This window comes from Vreelandella neptunia, from assembly GCF_034479615.1.
GTDB classification, from domain to species: domain Bacteria; phylum Pseudomonadota; class Gammaproteobacteria; order Pseudomonadales; family Halomonadaceae; genus Vreelandella; species Vreelandella neptunia.
The window spans coordinates 998,647-1,017,145 of sequence record NZ_CP140255.1 but is presented as its reverse complement, the minus strand read 5'-3'; the positions used below and the strand labels follow the sequence as shown (position 1 = coordinate 1,017,145).

Annotated in this window: 17 protein-coding genes; 9 read left to right on the top strand and 8 right to left on the bottom strand. The window is 55.0% G+C overall.

The window, feature by feature from the left end; genetic code table 11:
• The first annotated feature begins 87 nt into the window (after nt 1-87).
• Both SR894_RS04640 and SR894_RS04635 read left to right on the top strand, forming a co-directional pair.
• A complete protein-coding gene (locus tag SR894_RS04640; protein WP_133731301.1) occupies nt 88-1,122 on the top strand; it encodes a J domain-containing protein in 1,035 nt (344 codons plus the stop codon).
• A gap of 108 nt (nt 1,123-1,230) precedes the next feature.
• Nucleotides 1,231-1,662 (top strand): hypothetical protein, encoded by a 432-nt coding sequence (locus SR894_RS04635; RefSeq protein ID WP_133731302.1) that lies wholly within the window; start codon nt 1,231-1,233, stop codon nt 1,660-1,662.
• Here SR894_RS04635 and SR894_RS04630 read toward each other — a convergent pair.
• The gene (locus SR894_RS04630; RefSeq protein WP_223287815.1) at nt 1,579-4,113 is read right to left on the bottom strand and encodes a mechanosensitive ion channel family protein; all 2,535 of its coding nucleotides are present in this window, start codon (nt 4,111-4,113) and stop codon (nt 1,579-1,581) included. The genes SR894_RS04635 and SR894_RS04630 overlap by 84 nt on opposite strands.
• A gap of 143 nt (nt 4,114-4,256) precedes the next feature.
• On the opposite strand from SR894_RS04630, the gene SR894_RS04625 reads away from it, so the two are divergent.
• Nucleotides 4,257-5,267 carry an amidoligase family protein gene (locus SR894_RS04625; protein ID WP_223287816.1) on the top strand — a complete coding sequence of 337 codons (1,011 nt, stop codon included), beginning with the start codon at nt 4,257-4,259 and terminating at the stop codon, nt 5,265-5,267.
• Between the two features lie 59 nt (nt 5,268-5,326).
• Nucleotides 5,327-6,007, top strand: a complete 681-nt coding sequence (locus SR894_RS04620) for a gamma-glutamyl-gamma-aminobutyrate hydrolase family protein (protein ID WP_133731305.1) — start codon at nt 5,327-5,329, stop codon at nt 6,005-6,007.
• A 9-nt stretch (nt 6,008-6,016) separates the two neighbouring features.
• Here SR894_RS04620 and tpx read toward each other — a convergent pair whose 3' ends face one another.
• Nucleotides 6,017-6,517, bottom strand: a complete 501-nt coding sequence (gene tpx, locus SR894_RS04615) for a thiol peroxidase (protein WP_133731306.1) — start codon at nt 6,515-6,517, stop codon at nt 6,017-6,019.
• Nucleotides 6,518-6,681: 164 nt separating this feature from the next.
• Here tpx and SR894_RS04610 point away from each other — a divergent pair, with 164 nt between their 5' ends.
• Nucleotides 6,682-7,398 carry a glutamine amidotransferase gene (locus tag SR894_RS04610; protein WP_223287817.1) on the top strand — a complete coding sequence of 239 codons (717 nt, stop codon included), beginning with the start codon at nt 6,682-6,684 and terminating at the stop codon, nt 7,396-7,398.
• 4 nt (nt 7,399-7,402) lie between these two features.
• Here the strand turns inward: SR894_RS04610 and nfi are convergent, their stop codons facing one another.
• The 3 genes from nfi to SR894_RS04595 all read right to left on the bottom strand — a co-directional run bounded on the left by nfi (nt 7,403) and on the right by SR894_RS04595 (nt 10,204).
• Entirely contained in the window at nt 7,403-8,089 is a 687-nt protein-coding gene (gene nfi / locus SR894_RS04605; protein ID WP_223287818.1) for a deoxyribonuclease V, read from the bottom strand.
• A gap of 119 nt (nt 8,090-8,208) precedes the next feature.
• The gene (locus SR894_RS04600) at nt 8,209-9,924 is read right to left on the bottom strand and encodes a DEAD/DEAH box helicase (RefSeq protein WP_223287819.1); all 1,716 of its coding nucleotides are present in this window, start codon (nt 9,922-9,924) and stop codon (nt 8,209-8,211) included.
• Between the two features lie 88 nt (nt 9,925-10,012).
• On the bottom strand, nt 10,013-10,204 hold the full coding sequence (locus SR894_RS04595) for a hypothetical protein (RefSeq protein WP_133731310.1): 192 nt from the start codon (nt 10,202-10,204) through the stop codon (nt 10,013-10,015).
• Between the two features lie 252 nt (nt 10,205-10,456).
• Between SR894_RS04595 and SR894_RS04590 the strand changes: the two genes are divergently transcribed.
• Together SR894_RS04590 and SR894_RS04585 are read left to right on the top strand one after the other, a co-directional pair.
• Nucleotides 10,457-10,654 (top strand): CsbD family protein, encoded by a 198-nt coding sequence (locus tag SR894_RS04590; RefSeq protein WP_027959898.1) that lies wholly within the window; start codon nt 10,457-10,459, stop codon nt 10,652-10,654.
• Nucleotides 10,655-10,834: 180 nt separating this feature from the next.
• Complete coding sequence (locus SR894_RS04585; RefSeq protein ID WP_133731357.1) at nt 10,835-11,266, top strand: PRC-barrel domain-containing protein; 432 nt, start codon at nt 10,835-10,837, stop codon at nt 11,264-11,266.
• A 134-nt stretch (nt 11,267-11,400) separates the two neighbouring features.
• On the opposite strand, the gene SR894_RS04580 is transcribed toward SR894_RS04585, so the two are convergent.
• Together SR894_RS04580 and SR894_RS04575 are read right to left on the bottom strand one after the other, a co-directional pair.
• Nucleotides 11,401-12,411, bottom strand: a complete 1,011-nt coding sequence (locus SR894_RS04580; RefSeq protein ID WP_133731311.1) for a glutathione S-transferase family protein — start codon at nt 12,409-12,411, stop codon at nt 11,401-11,403.
• 88 nt (nt 12,412-12,499) lie between these two features.
• Nucleotides 12,500-13,423 (bottom strand): LysR family transcriptional regulator, encoded by a 924-nt coding sequence (locus SR894_RS04575; protein WP_133731312.1) that lies wholly within the window; start codon nt 13,421-13,423, stop codon nt 12,500-12,502.
• A gap of 419 nt (nt 13,424-13,842) precedes the next feature.
• Here SR894_RS04575 and SR894_RS04570 point away from each other — a divergent pair, with 419 nt between their 5' ends.
• Nucleotides 13,843-15,555, top strand: a complete 1,713-nt coding sequence (locus SR894_RS04570) for a peptidoglycan DD-metalloendopeptidase family protein (protein WP_133731313.1) — start codon at nt 13,843-13,845, stop codon at nt 15,553-15,555.
• Between the two features lie 342 nt (nt 15,556-15,897).
• On the opposite strand, the gene SR894_RS04565 is transcribed toward SR894_RS04570, so the two are convergent.
• Nucleotides 15,898-17,532 (bottom strand): L,D-transpeptidase family protein, encoded by a 1,635-nt coding sequence (locus tag SR894_RS04565; RefSeq protein WP_223287820.1) that lies wholly within the window; start codon nt 17,530-17,532, stop codon nt 15,898-15,900.
• A 106-nt stretch (nt 17,533-17,638) separates the two neighbouring features.
• Here SR894_RS04565 and SR894_RS04560 point away from each other — a divergent pair, with 106 nt between their 5' ends.
• Complete coding sequence (locus tag SR894_RS04560; RefSeq protein ID WP_133731315.1) at nt 17,639-18,361, top strand: murein L,D-transpeptidase catalytic domain family protein; 723 nt, start codon at nt 17,639-17,641, stop codon at nt 18,359-18,361.
• Nucleotides 18,362-18,499 lie beyond the last annotated feature (138 nt).

Below are 18,499 nucleotides of genomic sequence, written 5' to 3'. Positions count from 1 at the left end.
ACGTGATGATATACCATGGCTAAAATGATCATGGTGCCGCATAAAGCCACCGCCCTGTGTTCACCTCTTCATCTGTGGAGCTAGGAAATGTCCATTGCCCGTTTTTCACCCTTTGAGCTGCTGCTGTTAAAGAGCCGCAGCCAAGTGGATACGGCAACCCTGCTGCTGTTGGCCTGGGTGCTGGTGCACCGCCAACACGTCTCGGAAGGTCAGCGGCGGCGCCGTTTGGCCCAGGTGACCGCGCAGTTTCGCCACGGGCATGAGCTTGGCCCGGTGATGAGCATTGCCCATAGCCAAGACCTGCAGGCGATCCAACTAGCCGCAGAGGTCGTTCGCAAAGAGTGCGGCACAGAACGTAGCCTGAGCGTTATTCATCAAGCCATTACCGTCGCCACCGATGACGGCGAGCTGTCGCTGGCCAACCACTATATTTTGCGCTTTTTGGCTGATTTGCTCGGCGTTACACCGATGACCTTAAACACCCTGTTTAAGGAACTCACCGGCACCCCGCTTGGCAACCCCGAAGACCCTAGCCGCGATGTCTACTGGCAAACTCACGATCCAGATTACCATGCTCGCAAAGCACGCGAGGCTGAAGCCGCTGAGCAGCAGCACCAACAGGCCAACGCACGGGCCGAACAACAGCAGCGAAAGAAAGAGCAGCGCCACAAACAGAAGCAGCAAAAACAGCAGGAGAAGCAGCAGCGCCAGGAGCAGGCTCGCCAGGCGCGAGAACAGGAACAGCAGCGCCAGCGGGAACAGACACGCCAACAGGAGCAGGAACGGCAAAGGCAGCAACAGCAGCGCGAACAGGCCGAACGCGAACAACGCCGCTCTCGCGATCACTCTTCTCAGCAACGTTCTCGCCAGCAAGACTCTCGTCAACAGCATCGCCAACAGCGCGCTTCACCGCCACCACCCGACCGCACCACGCGTGCGCTTTCGGTGCTGGGTCTCACCCCAGGAGCTACCCGGATAGAGGTTCGCCACGCTTATCGGCGGATGGCGCAGCTCCACCATCCGGATCGCTTCTATTCGGAAAGCGAACAACAGGTCGCCTTGGCTTCAGCGCGATTTCAGCGTATTAAAAACGCCTATGATTATTTGATGCAAACTTACTAAGAGCATGTAAAGCTAGAGGTTTCGCGCTATGCGCTGGGCCACGAGAATCAAGCCCTATGAGAATCAAGTCCTATGAGCAACAAGTCCCAAGAGAAACAATAGCCCCCTATGCGCGATTTGTACCAGCGCCTCGCGGTTTCCCCCGAGGCCAACGAACAAGAAATAAGCCAAGCCGTTGCTAGCTGCCAGCATAGCGCGCTACGTCAGGATGCCGAGGCGGTTTTCACGGTTGCCGAACGCCGCGAAACCTACGACACGCTGCATGACACCGTCAGCGATATCGGCAAGCTACGAGCGCGCCTGGGACTCAGCCACGGTGCCCACTGGCAGGGCGATGTCGCCAACGACTTTTCGCTGCCTCCGGATCACGCCATTTCCCGTCACGACGAACTGGTCGACCGCGTTAGCCACGCGGTCTCACTGTATAACCGCTGGCGTCGTTTACGCGGGCCATGGCTACTCATCGCCGTATTCGCCGCCGGTGCTGGCATAGGAATCGCTCTGGGGCTTGCCCTGTGCCTGGGGCTTTTGCCGATGTGACGCAGCACGATTAGCCGTCTCATCATGCTTACGCGTCTGCTCATCCTGGCGAATCTCGGCTTTTGTCGGGCGCGGTGCGGGCTTCGGCGGTGCAGGTTTCTTATGATCTTCGGGGTTTGCATCACCTGTTTGCGTCACCTCCCCCTTGCCCTGCTCATTCTCAGACGAGCCATTTTCTTGCCCGGCTTGCTCTTGCGAGCCCTCTTCTAAAGAGAACGAAGTACCCGCGGTGGCCTCCATGCGGTCTTCGGCACGCGCTTCCATACTGACACTCAGACGCGGCACGCCCAGGTCAATCTCTTGTGCTTCCATACGCTGCTTCAGCAATAGGTTAAACGCCCGCGAGACATCCCACTGCATCTCCGGCGCGGTGCGAAAGCGCATGCGTAAAATGGGGCAGCCATCTTCAAAGCCCTGAACGCCCTGCATTTCCAGCGGCGACCAGATGTAGTGGCGCATCATCGGGTCGCGGCGCAGTTCCTGGGCGGTCTCCTGCATCAGCGTAATCGCATCGTCGATTTTCATATCAAACGGAATGCGGATACGCATCAGCGCAATGCCGAACTGGCGGGACATGTTATGAATCGACTGAATACGACTGAAGGTGATGATATGCACAATCCCATCCAAATCGCGCAGCCGCACGGTGCGCAACGTCAGCCCCTCGACCGTGCCCATATGGTTATTGATCTGTACAAAGTCATCTACCGCTAGCGAATCTTCGATCAAAATAAAAATACCGGTAATCAAATCCTGCACTAACGTTTGCGCACCAAAGCCAATCGCCAAACCGATCACACCGGCACCGGCCAGCAATGGTGTAACGTTGACGCCCAAATTGGCCAACCCGGCGATAACGGCAATAATCAGGATTGTGACGAAAATCACGTTACGAATCATCGGCGTAATAGTTTGCGCTCGAGCCTGATTGACCCGTCGCCCGCGTGAGCGTGCCGACGATGTAAGCGCCCGCTGAATAGCAGTGTCCGCAAAAATCCACACCAGCCACGCCAACAACACTGTGGCGCCAAGACTGACTAGCGCTTGCCCAATACGGGCACTAGCGACTGCTTGCTGACCCAGGCCAAAGAACGAACTGCCCCACACTTGCATCGAGAGCTCGGCAAACACCATCCATGCGAAAATATGCGCGAGAACAAAGCCGAAACGCTCCAAACGTTTACGGTACTGGCTCTGGCGGTGTCGGTGGCGACGCTTGCCCATCCGTTCCGCTTGGCGGCGCAACAATCCAGTGACCACCAGCGTTAGCACCAGCAGGCTGGCGGAAATAATCGAGCGCGCCAGCGCGGTGCCCACATCACCGACAGTAATAAAAATCGCCAGCAGCGAACCACTCACCAGTAGCAGCGCGGGTATGTGCCATAGCCCCCCCAGCGAGCGAATCATCTCGACGGCAGTACTGGCATCACGGCGCTGCTTAAACGGCCGGTTGCAAATCAAATGACGTACGGGCCGTTTGAATTTGATAATAAACCGCGCCGCGAGCAGCGCCGCGAGCATATTGGAAAGCACCGACACTAGGCTCGATAGCTCGCTGCCGAGCATTTCGACCAAGCGTGAGGAGTTGACCGCATCGCCAAGTGCAATCAAGGCACCAATCACAAACAGCCCGCGCAGCGCGCGCTGTTGAAGCAGTTGAACCGCGGTAAAACGGTGGCCACGGCTAAAGAACGCGATGACCGTTTCAAACACCACCGAGAGCGCACGACCACACACGCAAATGTAGGCCACCACCAGTACCAGCGTTCGCCCAGGGCTATCGGGCAGCACTTGTCCGATACCCAACGTAATGGCAAACGACAATGCCCAGGGCAACATACGGCGCAAGAAGTGCACCGCCATCAACCAGCCCTTTGGATCCCTGGGTAGATCCAGCGGCCACTCCCGTCGAGTGGCCACCATACGTCCAAAGGCAATCATTACTACCAGCAGCACGCCCCAAATAAAGGCCAGCACGGCGCCCTCGGCAACTGCCCGCACCGCCTCGCCCTGGTCGGCATCATCGTTAAGCGCGCGCATATCCTCTACGCCCTGAACCAATTGACGTGACCACTGATCAACTGGCGAGTCGCCGGATTGGGCCTGATCCCCCAAGTCACTTAACGTATCGGCGAGTGCGCCCAGCAGCCCTTGATGCACGACCCCTTCATCTTCGCTGGCAGCGCCGGCAGTGACCTGCAACTCACGTAGCGATTTAAGCAACTCGGTGCGCTGCTGCTCATTTTCGAGCATGGTGATGACGTCATTTAGCGACTGCTGAAACTCTTCGCCACTGACCTCGGCCGTTTGCTCTTCGGAACTGCTGCTCAGCCCGGGTAGCGACACCGTTTGCGCCTGAGCCTGGGTTATTGCCATGCTCGTCACTGCTAGGCTTGCCAAGACAAGCAAGACAAAACCTATGAACGATTTAATTAACCAGTGCTGTCGCACGCCTCACTCCTGAAAATTAGCTTTGATGGCGTCCTGCATATCGTTTGCCGCCGCTACGGTTTACTGAAACCACTGATACGCTCAGTCTCAACGCGTGACTATGATAGGCTGGTGGCTTAAACGTTCACCTCAAGGATGCCGAGATGACGCTTCAAGCTCCACCTAATCGCTTAAATAGCCACGGGAAAATCCGGCAAGTTGGCGTCGAAATTGAATTCGCTGGCCTGCCGCCCCGAGACACGGCGATGATCGTACGTGAGCTGTTTGGCGGGGAGCTTAACGTGGTAAGCCCCCATCGGCTACTAGTTGAAGATACCCGTTGGGGTGAATTTGGGATTGAGCTGGACACCCAGTACGCGCACCCCGACAAGTCGCTGGTCGATGACCTTCACGCAGAAGATAGCGAGTGGGCCCGACATCAGCATCAACGGCGAATCGAGTTTCACCAAAAAACCCGCGAACTGATTGGTGATATGGTCACCGGCCTGGTACCTACCGAAATTGTTTGCCCACCGATACCTTGGAATGAGCTGGAAGATTTAGACGCGCTATTTGAAGCACTGCGTAAGCATGGCGCTAAGGGCACCGATGCCAGCCTGTTGTATGGGTTTGGGTTGCACCTAAACCCTGAAGCGGAGCGCTTTGACGTTGACTACTTACTCGCCATGCTGCGCGCTTACCTGCTACTGGCTGGCTGGCTGCGCGACGAAATCAAAGTCGATATTACCCGTGAGATGCTGCCCCATGCCAATCCATTCCATAAAGCTTATGCGCTAAAAGTACTGGATAGCCGCTATTCGCCTGATCTGGATACACTGATTGACGACTACTTGCACCACAATCCGACGCGCAATCGCGAGCTGGATATGCTGCCGCTATTTGCCTATCTACGCCCCGACCACTCTCATGAATTGCTGCATACGCAGCTTACCAAGCCGCGCCCCACCTTTCACTACCGCTTACCCAATGCTCAGCTTTCCCAGCCGGGGTGGGGCTCAGTGACCGAGTGGAATCGCTGGGTGGAAGTTGAGAAACTTGCCGCTAATTCTGAGGTGTTGCTTGCTCGCTGCGGTAAGTATATCGCCGACCATAACCGACCGATGCTGACCCGTGTAAAAGAGAAGCTGGTTCGTTGGCTTCGTCGTAAGCGCTAATTTTTTAAAGCGCCCAATGTTGCATCTTTCATTTTCTGTCACAGTGAGTAACTACCCGCATGACTCGGCCGCTTATCGGAATTACTACCTCTGACAAAAAAAGCCACTTAGCGTGGTGGTTTGATTGGTTCGCCGTCTGGCGGCATGGCGGCAAACCGTTGCGTTTATCACCTTCGCGCCCGCAGCCGGAAAGTCTGGACGGCTTGATCATTGGCGGCGGCGACGATATCCAGGCCCACCTATACGGGGGCGAAGTGCAGTTGGATGTTCGTTTAGACCCCGCACGGGATGAGCTAGAGCTAGCCCTACTTGAACGCTTTATTCCTCTACATACACCGGTGCTGGGTATTTGCCGGGGGGCGCAATTAATCAATGTGCATCTTGGTGGCACTCTGGATCCGGATATCTACACCACCCATGAAGGGCTAAAACGGCGACGCACCGTTCTGCCGCGCAAAACCGTTGATATCGTGGGAGCGAGTAAGCTGCACCGCCTGCTAGGGGTTACCTGGTGCCGAGTTAACAGCCTGCATCATCAAGCCGTTTATCAGGCGGGCAGAGGGATTGAAATCGTTGCACGCGACAGAGATGGATTAGTGCAGGGCATTGAGTCACGGGAGCACGACTTCTTGATTGGCGTGCAGTGGCATCCGGAGTGGCTGATTTTCAATCGCCCCCAGCAGCGCTTGATTCGCGCGCTGGTGAGGGCGTCAAAACGACATGCTAAACGGCGAGGCTAGCAGTACGAATTAGCCCAACACCGCTAAGGCAGCTTCGTAATCAGGCTCGTTCTTCAACTCGCTCACCAGCTCGCTGTGCAGCACCCGGTTGTCGGCATCCAGCACGACGACTGCACGGGCGCAAAGGCCTTCCATAGGGTTGTTGCACAATGCCACGCCCCAGGCTTCACGAAACTCGGGGTGGCGGAAAGTAGACAGTGTTTCGACGTTATCCAACCCTTCGGCGCCACAAAAGCGTTTGGCCGCAAAGGGTAAGTCCGCTGAGACAACCAATACCACGGTATCAGCAAGGTTAGACGCCAGCTCGTTGAAGTGGCGCGTGGACATGGCACAGGTGGGCGTATCCACACTGGGGATGATATTGAGCACCTTACGCTTGCCTGCGTACGTGTCGAGGGTAACGTCTTGCAAATCGGTGTTGGTCAGCGTCATTTCAGGTGCCGCCTGCCCTTTTGCGGGCAAAGTGCCAGCCACATCCAGCGGTTCGCCTGCGCGGGTAATCTGTTGCATTATTGTCTCCTTATGACGTTAATAATTGATGCGTTCTTACCAGCTCGTTCTTACCAACTCGTTCTTACCAACTGAGAAGCCATGGTAGGCTATCTTCACGCCTTTGCGCTCTTCCTGAAAGGCCTTTGTTCAATGTTTGCGTTTCATCCTACCGAGGGAGTGATATGGCCTGCGTATTAATCGTTAAAACCGGCGACGCTTTTCCGGAAGTTGCCGACCAGCATGGTGATTTTGAAACGCTATTTATAAAGCAGCTTAGCACTGCGCTACCTGCGCATTTAGAATTACAGGTGTGGGATGCAACCCGGCAACCCAGCGCTCCTGAGCTTAATACACTCGCGGGTATTGTGATTACGGGCTCGCACAGCATGGTCAGCGAGGCCGAACCCTGGAGCGAAGCGCTTAAGCCGTGGCTGCAAGAGGCATTGGCAAGCGACACGCCGATGCTAGGCGTTTGCTATGGTCACCAGTTAATGGCCGCCGCTTTTGGTGGCGTGAGCGACTACCATCCGGCGGGCCGTGAATCCGGCACGCGCACCGTGCGGCTAACTCAAGCAGGCCAACAAGACCCGCTGTTTAGCCAACTACCGGAAAGCTTTGCCGCCCACCTGACCCACGCCCAGTCGGTGATGCAGGCGCCTCAAGGTTGCACGGTGCTGGCCCATAACAGCCACGACGCCCATCAGGCGCTGCGCTACGGCCCGCGTCAGTGGAGCGTGCAGTTTCACCCCGAGTTTACTGCGCCGGTGATGCGTGCCTACCTTGAACGCCAACGCGTCGCCCTACGCGACCAAGGCGAAGAGCCGGACACCCTACTGGCAAACATTGCCGACTGCCACGATGCTTCGAGCCTACTGCGGCGCTTTTTGGCGTTTTTATAGCCGACTACCTCCGCTGATCGCGCCGCGAGGCTAAGCGATCCGCCAGGCGCGTTGGCTCAGGTAGCTTGGTACGCCCTAAGCAGCGCAGCACCCAGGTCAGCGAGGTTTCTAAAGTGATTCGGTGACCAGGCGATACGTACACGGGTTTGACCTTGGTGCGGGAGCGCAAAACGGCACCAATGGTTTCCTGTCCCGCGTAGAGCGGCTCCCAGTCGCCACGCTGCTCGCCCACCTCAGCGTGTTGGCCATATAGGCGTGACTTGGCAATGCCGATGGTGGGCAAATCCAGCCATAGCCCCAAGTGGGCCGCCACGCCTAACCGGCGTGGGTGGGCAATCCCTTGGCCATCGACCATCACCAGTTCCGGCATCACGCTGAGTTTTTCAAACGCCCCTAGCGCGGCGGGGATTTCGCGAAACGAAAGCAAACCGGGGATGTACGGCATTCGGGTGGGCTCGCGGTGCACCACCTGCTCTACCACGCTTAAATCGGGTGCAGTGGCAGGATCCCACTTCAATACCACCACCGCTGCCCGGGTGATTTCACCGCCCTCTTCAAACCCAATATCCACCCCGGCGATATGCGTTATCGGCGCCAGGCGATCAGTTAGCTCCAAGCGCTTTGCCAGTTGCGACTGCAGCATCCTCGCCTCTCGCGGAGCCAAACTCCATTCGTGTAGTGGTGAGGACATGGTTTCCTCCTTGAAACGGTTAATGATGAATAAGGTAGCAAAAAAACGCCCCCGCACCAGTAAAGGTGCGGGGGCGTTGAGATGTCCTCAGTTGCCGCTTGGCGGCAGCTGATTAATCCTTATGCGCGTTCGCGACGACGAACCGGCGCATCGCCTTCGTCACGACGACGGCGCGGGGCGCGCTCAGCCGGTGCGCTGTCTTCGCTGATTTCCAGCGGACGGCCAGCCACACGGGCACGGGCCATCTTGGTCAGAATCGTCGAGGGCAAGCCGCTCGGCAGTTCGACCACAGAGAAAGCGTTGCGAATATCGATACGACCGATACGCGCGCCTTCAATGCCACCTTCGTTGGCGAGGGCACCAACTAGTTGACCAGGCTTGACGCCATCTTTATGGCCAACCGATACGCGGTAGCGTGTCATGCCTTCAGTCGGCGCGCCAGTGCGTTCGCGGCGTGCACCCGGTTTACCACCAGACGCACCTTCACGCATGGGCTTCTCTTTGCGCGGCGCCTGTAGGCGACCGATAGGCGCTTCGTCAGCGCGAGCCATCGCGGCAAACGCACAGGTCAGCTCGATCGGGTCATGGCCCTCTTCGATCAGACGCTCAATCAGCGCACGCTGCTCTTCTGCACCCTTGGTCAGGGAGGCAGTGACACGCTGATAGAAGACGTCATCGCGGTGGGCACGAATAGCGGCTTCGTCAGGCAGCGGCATTTCGGTCATTTTCTGACCAGTCGCCTGCTCCATCCAGCCGACTTTGCGGCCTTCACGGAAGCCAGCAAAGGTAATCGCGATACCGCTACGACCCGCACGACCGGTACGACCGATACGGTGCGTGTAAGCTTCTGCATCCTGAGGCAGATCGTAGTTGATAACGTGAGTGATGCGCGACACGTCAAGACCACGGGCAGCTACATCGGTAGCGATCAGCACGTCGACTTTGCCGCGCTTCAAGCGTGTAATAGTGCGCTCACGCAGGCTCTGATCAAGATCACCCGATAGGCCAGCGGCGTTAACGCCACGAGCAGTCAACTGCTCAACGAGCGTGGTACAAGCTGCACGGGTACGCACAAAGACGATGGCCCCATCAACCGGCTCGACTTCAAGAATGCGCGAAAGCGCTTCAAGCTTAGCGCCACCGTCAACGCGGACAATGCGCTGTTCGATGTTTTCGCCGGTCGTGGTGCCCGACTCAATCGCAACTTTCACAGGGTTAACCAAGTAACGGTTAACGATGCGCTCAATCTCAGTCGGCAGTGTCGCCGAGAAGAACACGCGCTGAGCATCTTTCGGGGTATCGGCGACCACGCGTTTTACGTCGTCGATAAAGCCCATGCGCAACATTTCATCAGCTTCATCCAGCACCAGGGCGGAGAGGCCATCAAGCTTCAGGCTACCGCGATCCAGGTGATCAATAATACGGCCTGGGGTGCCTACTACTACTTGCGCACCACGCTTAAGGGCGCCCAACTGCTCACGGTACTCTTGACCACCGCATAGGGTCGCCACTTCGAGACCTTTCAGGTTTTGGCCATACTTACTAAACGAGGCAGCTACTTGCTGAGCAAGCTCGCGGGTTGGTGCCATTACCAACACCTGCGGCTCGCGGCGAGTTAGTTCTAAACGTGACAGTAACGGTAATGCAAACGCTGCGGTTTTGCCGGTACCCGTCTGGGCCTGGCCCAGCATATCGCGGCCTTCAAGCAGCGCAGGAATGGTTTGCGCCTGAATCGGCGAGGGAACTAGGTAGCCCTGTGATTCAACAGCAGACAGAACGGCAGGCAAAAGAGCCAGATCGCCGAAGCTCGGCGAGGCGACAGAAGTCGAGGTCATTAATCACACCTTGGTAGGCCGGCAAGTACCGGCAAAAAACATCATAAGCGTCTCTGACTCAGTCATCGTACAACGACATAACGTGTGGTCATCGTCGATAACAGGCACCGCCATAGCGGTCAAAGCCATCAGTGGAGTCGGAGACGCCGGTCGCACCTAGCATCCGGTTGGCAAACAACGCATTAGCGGGCCAACCGTTGTGGCGACCTTCTGCGCCGATTTCACCCGTGTGGTGAAATACTGGAGGCGCGCCATCTACACAGCAATGAACATCTAGCAATTGGCGAGATGTTCCCGCAAGCGACACTACATATAACTATCAACATCTACTCATTAATAACTATGCAGTTAAACGCTTACCGTCGTGATGGAGGGGTCAACACATGCGAGGAGGGCGCATCCTACCATTGCATTTGGCGTCTGACCAGTACTTTTAACTTACACCACATTGGAACAAGGACTTGCACTCATGCACATATGGTCTAACCTGGAAAGTGCCTAATCAAGTTCACTATTCTCAAGGAGCGACGCAATGAACTGGGATCAAATCGAAGGCAAATGGAAAGAGATGAAGGGCAAAGCACGTTCTAGCTGGGGCGAGCTTACCGACGATGAATTGGATCAGATCGGTGGTAAGAAAGATCAGCTGGTGGGCAAGCTTCAGCAAAAGTATGGCCTTGAGCGCGAAGAAGCAGAGCGCCAAGCCGATGACTGGGCTGACAAGCAGTAGCATTTTTACTGCACCTTCAATGCTCTGTTTCCGTTTTAAGTAGGTCGGCGATTTTATCCGCACTCAATAGGCGGCCTACCATCTATCGTAGCCACATGGAGAGATGCTATGCGTAAGACGACTTTAACAAAGACGATTTTGACAACCGCTATCGGCACGGCCTTAATGGGCAGCGTCGCCATGAGTGCCAATGCATCCAACGAACCCCAAGGCATGTATTCTGCCGATGATATTCTCGATGCAGAAGTCTATTTTGCTGGCGGTTCCGGTGAAGAGATTGGCGACGTCGATGACATCCTGTTTGATGAAGAGATGCGCATTACCGCGATTGTGATCGAAAGCGGTTCAGTATTGGGCCTCGGTGGTCGCGAGATCGTTGTAGATACCGATTACTTCACCCTCGAAACCGAAACGGAAGCCGACGGTGATACAGAACATCGCATCATGGTCGAAGCCAGCCAGGAAGAGGTAGAAGGTTTCCCCGCTTATAACAACGAGTGGTGGGAACAGACCAAAGCGAACGCTCGCGACGCTTGGCAAACCACACAAGAAGGTGCTGAAAGCGCTTGGCAGCGTACCCGTGAAGCATTAGATATCGATGATAATGGTTAACGATAATTTGCAGCGTTTAGGAATATCCTAGCGCTAGCCAAAAATCGTAACGCTATTAAAAAGGGCCACCCAATTGGGCGGCCCTTTTTTGATGGGCTTATTTGATGGGCATCGCTTGGCGATACCCGACCTATTTATACCTCTCTACTAGCCTGTTTACGCCGTACACCCTTGCCCGGCAAACGCTCGCGGTCATGGGGCCGCTGAAAATCGAGCAGTGGACCTGCTGGCACAATCCGCGTCGGGTTAATTGTGTCGTGGCTATAATAGTAGTGGCGTTTGATGTGATCCATATTGACGGTCTCAGCCACCCCGGGCCACTGATAGATTTCCCTCACGTAATTGGCAAGGTTGGGATAATCCTCAATGCGCTTAAAGTTGCATTTGAAATGACCATAGTAAACCGCATCAAAACGGATCAGCGTCGTAAACAGACGGATATCTGCTTCGGTTAACCACTCTCCTGCTAGGTAACGATGTTCGGCCAAACGCGCTTCCATACGCTCTAGCGCGTCAAACAGTGCCTTCACATGCTTCTCATAAACCGCCTGCTCAGTGGCAAAGCCTGATTTATAGACACCGTTATTAATATGGTCGTAGACATCGGCGTTTACATCATCAATGACGCCACGCAGGTCTTCTGGGTAAAAATCCAAATCATTGCCGGTCAACTCATCAAACGCATGGTTAAACATACGCAATAGATCCGCAGACTCATTATTTACGATGGCGCTGCGCTGCTTGTCCCATAGCACGGGCACGGTGACACGACCGGTATAGTGTGGGTCGGTCATGGTATACAGCTGGTGGTGAAAGTCGACGCCGTTAATGGGGTCGCCGCTGGCACCTTCGTCCTGGTTGTACGTCCAGCCTTGGTCGAGCATTAAGGGGCTAACATGGGAAGTGCCGATCATTGGCTCCAGCCCTTTCAGCTTACGCATAATCAGCGCTCGATGCGCCCAGGGGCAGGCGAGCGAGACATATAAATGGTAACGCTCTTTTTCCGCTGGGTAGCAGTCACCCTCTGTTTCGGGCTGGTCACCCACCCAATCGCGTAACTGAGCGGATTCGCGTACAAACTCGCCGCCGTGTTTTTTGGTGTCATACCACTGATCTTGCCATTTGCCGTTTACAAGCAATCCCATGAGGCGTCTCCTGAAAAGTCTTTTGGGGTCTTATATCGCGTTACTTTTTTCAGCATACGCCCGCTTCAGGGAGGCTCAAGCGGATGTTTTACGGCCTTTCATTCGAGTCAGTCGAATCATGCAGCGCGCACTCGCTTACCACAGCTTGTTTCAGAGCGGCGGCCATCGCATGGGCCGCAGGCCCTGCCCGATCACGGTCGCGAAATATCATCTGAATCGGCACTTCACGAATACCGCCCGCTGGCAGGGGCAGCGGCTTTAATTGACCGCTTTTTAACTCATCAGCAATGCGGGTTTCCGGCATCCAGGCAAAGCCTAGACCACGCCTTAGCATATCCAGCGAGGTGTTTAGGTGACTGACGGTCCAGCGCTGTTCAGCTTTTAACCAGCCAGCGTTAGTTGATTGGCGCAGTGCTGAATCACGCACTACCAACTGCCGATGCTGGGCCAAATCGCGCAGATCCAACGAGCGACCCAACTGGTGCAGCGCATGCTGGGGATGCGCCACCGCAACAAAACGCACGGTTACTAACGGCTCGCCCAAGAAGCCCTGCGCCTCAATCCCGGAGACCACCAAGTCTGCGCGGCCATCGTAAAGCATTTCAATGCCACCATTGAGCACACTTTCGTGTAACTGAACACGTACTTGGGGGAATGTCTCAGAAAAGCGTTCTAACGCTTTGGCTTGGGCGGCGGCAGGAAACACCTGATCGATTGCCAACACCACTTCTGCTTCTAAGCCCGCGGCCAGCCGGGTAGCGACATCTTCCAGTGACGCCGCGCTCTCTATTAATTGACGCGCACGCCGAAGCAGCAGCTCGCCCGCTTCAGTTAAACGCACTTGTCGGCCAATGGGCTCCAACACCTGGACACCTAACTGCTCTTCTAACTTATGAACGGCATGGTTCAATGTGGAGGGGCTTTTATGTACCGCCTCTGCCGCACGCGCAAACCCACCGTGGTCAACCACGGCAGCCAGCATTTGCCATTGTGAAAGTGTTACCCGGGACATTTCGATTTCCTCAACGCAATACAGCGAAACAATGCGCTTAATGTTCGAAAAAACTTGTGTTCGAAAACATGGCTAGGATGCCAGGAAACAGCCAACACTTCCGCCCATGCTTGTAAAATGCTTAAGATTAGCGGCTAGCGGCAGAAAAATATTCGACACAGGTTATATTTGAGTTTTTAAAAACATAGTTTTCGTCTATAGTGCACTCAGAATATTTAGTTAGCACGCTCTATTGGTTACATTTGTTAGCAAACGGTGTTTATAAATAGTAATCTCTATCTATTGTTACCATTTTTGTATTTAATTACATTTTATGTATAGATATACAGTCTATGCACTCCCGCCTTCATGGGGTATGGTTTCCGGGTTTATTCACTTTATAGTTACTTTTAATCACGAACTCGGCGGTCCATTTACCCATGTTGCGAATCCTCCATTCGCTGCCCCGTACGCATAAATTATTACTGTTACCCGTGGCCACAATGGTCACAGTGCTGGGCACACAAAAATTATTGACGACATACCAAGATTTAAATCAAATAAACACACCGCTTGAAAGCGTGCTGGTACCGCTTCCAAGCGACTCTACTCCGGGTGTTCCTTCCCTGCGTCAGGAACGCACTCCGGTGGCAGAAGCTATCGACCGCGCCTCACGTGCCCTCGACGCTACCCGCGAAAATATCCCCCTCAGTGAACTCACCGCAACCGAGATCGTTGATCTTGACGTCATTTCTAGTGCGGAAGCCGATATATCTAGTGCGGAAGCCGATATAGCAGACCAACCTGTTTTGGGCAGCGATACCGCAGTACTGAACACCACAACGCTAGCCAGTAGCGGTATTGATGACGGCGCGCTGCATATGGCGATTGTACTGGGAACGATATCCAGTGGCATGTTGGATGTAGATGACTCCTCCTCCGTGGAAATAGCCGATGCCACTTCTTATGAGGACTACGGGGTTGAGCTATTTGATGATATCTCTTTCCTGGAATTAGAGCTGGCGGCAGAAGAGCCGTTTGTACCTGAATGGGAAACACATATTGTCGAATCCGGCGAAACGTTTGCCGTACTGGCGCAGAATGAACTAGGCCTTGGCTACAGCGAAGTGATGGCCCTACTGGAAGATTTACCCGACCAGCGCATGTTAACTAATTGGCGCGCCGGGCATAGTTTCGATTACCAGTTAGATGAAGATGGGCGCTTGCTATCGCTGCGGATGATGAAAAACACCCGCGATGGCATTTTGTTGGAGAAAGATGCAGACCACTTTGCCATTACCACTATAGAGCGCCAGGGCGAACCTGTTCAGCGTCTCTATGCAGGTAGCGTCAGCGGTAGTTTTGCACGCTCCGCCCAGGCAACAGGCTTGAACAGCGGCTCGGTAACGGAACTAACAAAGCTGCTCGAAAAGAAACTCGATTTTCGGCGTGACAGCCGCCGCGGTGATCGCTTCCAGGTTCTAGTCGAGTCAGACATGATCGATGGGGAAACGCTTGATTCTCGCGTACTCGCGGTGCAATACGACGGCGAACGCATGGACTTAACCGTAGTGCGCAATGCCAACGACGATAATTTCTATACCCCTGAGGGCGGAAGTTTGGATCCCGCCTTTGCCCGCCACCCGTTTGAAGGCAGCTATCGGTTAAGCTCAGGTTTCAATCCACGCCGGAAGCACCCGGTGACTGGCCGCATTAGCCCCCATAACGGCACCGACTTTGCTATGCCCATTGGCACGCCGGTAACGGCTCCCGCCAATGGTGTTGTTGAGCGCGTCAGTAACCATCACGCCGCAGGACGCTATATTGTCGTCCGTCATGACAATGGCTACCGGACGCGCTACCTGCACCTCTCCCGCCCGCTGGTGAAGCAAGGTGAACACGTGACCATGGGAGAGCGTATTGCCTTGTCAGGTAACACAGGCCGGAGCACCGGTCCACATCTGCATTATGAAGTCATCGTTAACAATTCGCCGGTGAATGCGATGACCGTTCCCTTACCCGAGAACACCAGTTTGAGCGGCGACACGCTTATTGCGTTCCAGAACCAAGCAGCGCCAATATTAGCCACACTGGAAAGCGGCGAAACAGGGCCGGTTAGCGTGGCTAATTATCAGCAGGAAAGCGACGACTAGCGACCGCTTTATAGCCACCGGAAACTCAAACGCAAAACACCGCCACTAGGCGGTGTTTTGCATTGGCTTACGATGGTTATTCGTCATCTACAGTGGATTTAGTATTAACCGGCACATTTCTCACGGTTCAGACACAAACCACCAAGCCAACTGTCTGTTCTGGGAGGCCGCTTACAGTGGTAGTCCGACACTTCGGCGAAGGGTACCGAAGGTATCCCGATGTTGTCAGGCTGGCAGCCTAAACGGTCGCGAGCTAAAGCTCCCTCCCACAGGTTAACTGTCAGGCTGTCAGAAATAATTCCACACTGAATGACGAAGAACCCTTACGATATTTTCACCTATCTAAACTGGCCGCTGCAGGGCGGCCAGTAGCGCTGCATCACGGCGGTAGATATCAGGCCTAAACTCCACTTCACCTTCCGCATTCGGCCACGCGGTTAAGTAATGCAGTGCAATGGGTATACGCTGGGATAAGTTCACATTACGATCACTCCCCCCATTTAACAGCGAACTCATTTGGTAACGACTGCCGGTATCTTGCAGCAGCATTTGCGCCAGCTCAGCCACACCTTCAACCCGAATACAACCTGAACTGAGTGCACGCTGATCGCGCCGGAACAAGCCACGCGCAGGGGTGTCGTGCAAATAGATCATGTCATCGTTGGGAAACCGCACCACGACGCGACCTAGCGGATTACCCGCACCCGCCACTTGGCGCAACATAACGCCGCCAGGGCGCTGCCAGTCGATCTCCTCTGCAGCGAGCGGTTCGCCCATGGGACTAATCACCTGGATATTTTTACGCGCCAAGTAGTCGATATCGGCACGCACCTGGGGCAATACATCCTCGCGCATAATCGTCGGTGGGATTGTCCAGGAAGGATTAATGGTTAAATGGCTGATCGTGGAATGGATAATCGGCGTCTCACGACGCGGCGTTCCTACCACTACACGGGCATCCCAGTGCTGTCCGTTAGGACGCACGTAGTGCATCCGGTAGCCTGCAATATCAACCCATACCCGTGGCTCGGAAGACTGCATCGGACGGATCCACCGCGCGCGTTCTAAATTGACCCGCAGCTGATCGATTCGCGACGCCACCGAGGTGTTCAACGCCAGGCGAGTTTGTTCGCCTACCACACCATCCTCCTGTAGCAGATGACGGCGCTGAAAACGTCTCACAGCGGCTTCCAGCGGTGCGTCAAAGATGCGCCGATTAGACGCCGCCTGTACCCCAATCATGGGATAAGCACTGCTGTCAGCTACCTGTAAATCAGCCTCACCCCACAGCGCTAACCGTTGACGCAGCACGCTCACATCGTCGTCTTCATCCCCAGGCCGAAGCGACTCATCCCGCGCGTCCAAGTAGGGCACGCTCCCCAAGTTAACCAGTTGATAATGCTGCTTCAAAGCGTCGCGCAACTGTTGATATGCCGCTGATGAAGGCCGGGCCAGCGCGATAGCGTTATCAAGCGCATAATCATCGACGGCATGCACAACGCGCATCAGAGAGTAGCTACGTTCAGGGCGTGGCGCATCCCACTGGGGCTCGACATCTCGCGGGTTCACCTTGCCGCGCTCTAGATGATCCAGCGCCAGCAGTAGCGACCGCGTCGCTTTAATATCAAACGCCGCCTGGGCGGATTCACTGCTTGCCTGACTGCGCTGAAACTCATCAAGCAGCCTGTCAGCATGGTAATCCTCAGGCGTTAAACCGTCGGTTTCCAAGCTGTTGAGTGCGGCAACCAGTGATTCCACCGCCCTGACTGCCTGCCAAGCGGGCTGACCATCGCGCAGTTGGTAAAATTCAGCAATGGGCAACGGGTGCGCTTCCACCGCGCTTACTTGTTGATTCAGCGCCTGTTGCAATGGCGCTGAATCCGCATACGCATGGCTAATGCCTAAAGGGCTGTGGGTAAGCGTGAGACATAGAGCGACCCCTATCGCCCATTGTCTTAGTGGCTGTATCTCGTTCATCGCCCTCTCCTTGCGTTACTATAGCCTTCCACATCACCGACCCTGTTTTTTTATCTTAGTCGGCTAATCTTCATAATGACTGATATTGCTTTAAGGATCGACTTTTATGGCTCTGCGTTTAAATGTTGCCACGTTATTATTTTCTCTACCTTTTACATTATTTACATTACCGCTACACGCTGCCAGTTTCTTTGCCCAAGTTGATTCAACGCCGCCCCGCGGCATACTGCCTTTACACCATCAGCTGCAGCAGCTCGCCCCTCAGGCGTCTCCCGATGCGCTGCGTTTAGCCGCTCAAGCCCTTAACTGCGCAGAACCCAATGCCGAGCGCTTGGCGGTGATCGATTACTCCTTACCGTCTACCGAGCCGCGCATGTGGGTATTTGATTTGCACCAGCATAAGTTACTCTTCGAAGAGCTTGTCTCCCACGGCCAAGGTTCCGGCGACGCCCAAGCAGAGACGTTTTCCAACACCCCCGACAGCCACCAATCCAGCATCGGCCTATTTCGCACCATGAACAGCTATTACGGCCGCAACGGCTATTCGCTTCGCTTGGAGGGGCTTGAACCTAACGTTAATGACTTGGCGTTTGAGCGCGCTATTGTGATCCACGGCGCTGACTATGTAAGCGATGCCTTTATCACCCAAACGGGAAGACTCGGACGCAGCCATGGCTGCCCAGCAGTGCGTGAAGACGTCACGTACCCGCTAATAAACAGCTTGAAAGAAGATCAGTACGTTTTCGCTTATTATCCCGATGCCGAGTGGCTGGCCACTTCCGCATTTTTAGGCTGCACGGCCGCCGCGGCACAGCTTGCCCAGCGCTAATGTGGGGCTTTTAGTCAAGGTGAGCGTTAACAACCTCAGTCTCGCAGGCAATTGACAGCTCAATTTCATCATTTACGGCCGTTAGATCAAGCGTAGAGGGGAACCCTCTGCAATACTTCGTGACAAATTAACACAAAG

Excerpts from the sequence above, each read along its gene's own strand:
- SR894_RS04635 (WP_133731302.1), top strand. The coding sequence starts at position 1,231 with ATGCGCGATTTGTACCAGCGCCTCGCGGTTTCCCCCGAGGCCAACGAA.
- SR894_RS04640 (WP_133731301.1), top strand. The coding sequence starts at position 88 with ATGTCCATTGCCCGTTTTTCACCCTTTGAGCTGCTGCTGTTAAAGAGC.
- nfi (WP_223287818.1), bottom strand. The coding sequence starts at position 8,089 with ATGTCCTCACCACTACACGAATGGAGTTTGGCTCCGCGAGAGGCGAGG.
- SR894_RS04610 (WP_223287817.1), top strand. The coding sequence starts at position 6,682 with ATGGCCTGCGTATTAATCGTTAAAACCGGCGACGCTTTTCCGGAAGTT.
- SR894_RS04600 (WP_223287819.1), bottom strand. The coding sequence starts at position 9,924 with ATGACCTCGACTTCTGTCGCCTCGCCGAGCTTCGGCGATCTGGCTCTT.
- SR894_RS04570 (WP_133731313.1), top strand. The coding sequence starts at position 13,843 with ATGTTGCGAATCCTCCATTCGCTGCCCCGTACGCATAAATTATTACTG.
- tpx (WP_133731306.1), bottom strand. The coding sequence starts at position 6,517 with ATGCAACAGATTACCCGCGCAGGCGAACCGCTGGATGTGGCTGGCACT.
- SR894_RS04565 (WP_223287820.1), bottom strand. The coding sequence starts at position 17,532 with ATGAACGAGATACAGCCACTAAGACAATGGGCGATAGGGGTCGCTCTA.
- SR894_RS04620 (WP_133731305.1), top strand. The coding sequence starts at position 5,327 with ATGACTCGGCCGCTTATCGGAATTACTACCTCTGACAAAAAAAGCCAC.
- SR894_RS04580 (WP_133731311.1), bottom strand. The coding sequence starts at position 12,411 with ATGGGATTGCTTGTAAACGGCAAATGGCAAGATCAGTGGTATGACACC.
- SR894_RS04560 (WP_133731315.1), top strand. The coding sequence starts at position 17,639 with ATGGCTCTGCGTTTAAATGTTGCCACGTTATTATTTTCTCTACCTTTT.
- SR894_RS04590 (WP_027959898.1), top strand. The coding sequence starts at position 10,457 with ATGAACTGGGATCAAATCGAAGGCAAATGGAAAGAGATGAAGGGCAAA.
- SR894_RS04575 (WP_133731312.1), bottom strand. The coding sequence starts at position 13,423 with ATGTCCCGGGTAACACTTTCACAATGGCAAATGCTGGCTGCCGTGGTT.
- SR894_RS04625 (WP_223287816.1), top strand. The coding sequence starts at position 4,257 with ATGACGCTTCAAGCTCCACCTAATCGCTTAAATAGCCACGGGAAAATC.
- SR894_RS04585 (WP_133731357.1), top strand. The coding sequence starts at position 10,835 with ATGAGTGCCAATGCATCCAACGAACCCCAAGGCATGTATTCTGCCGAT.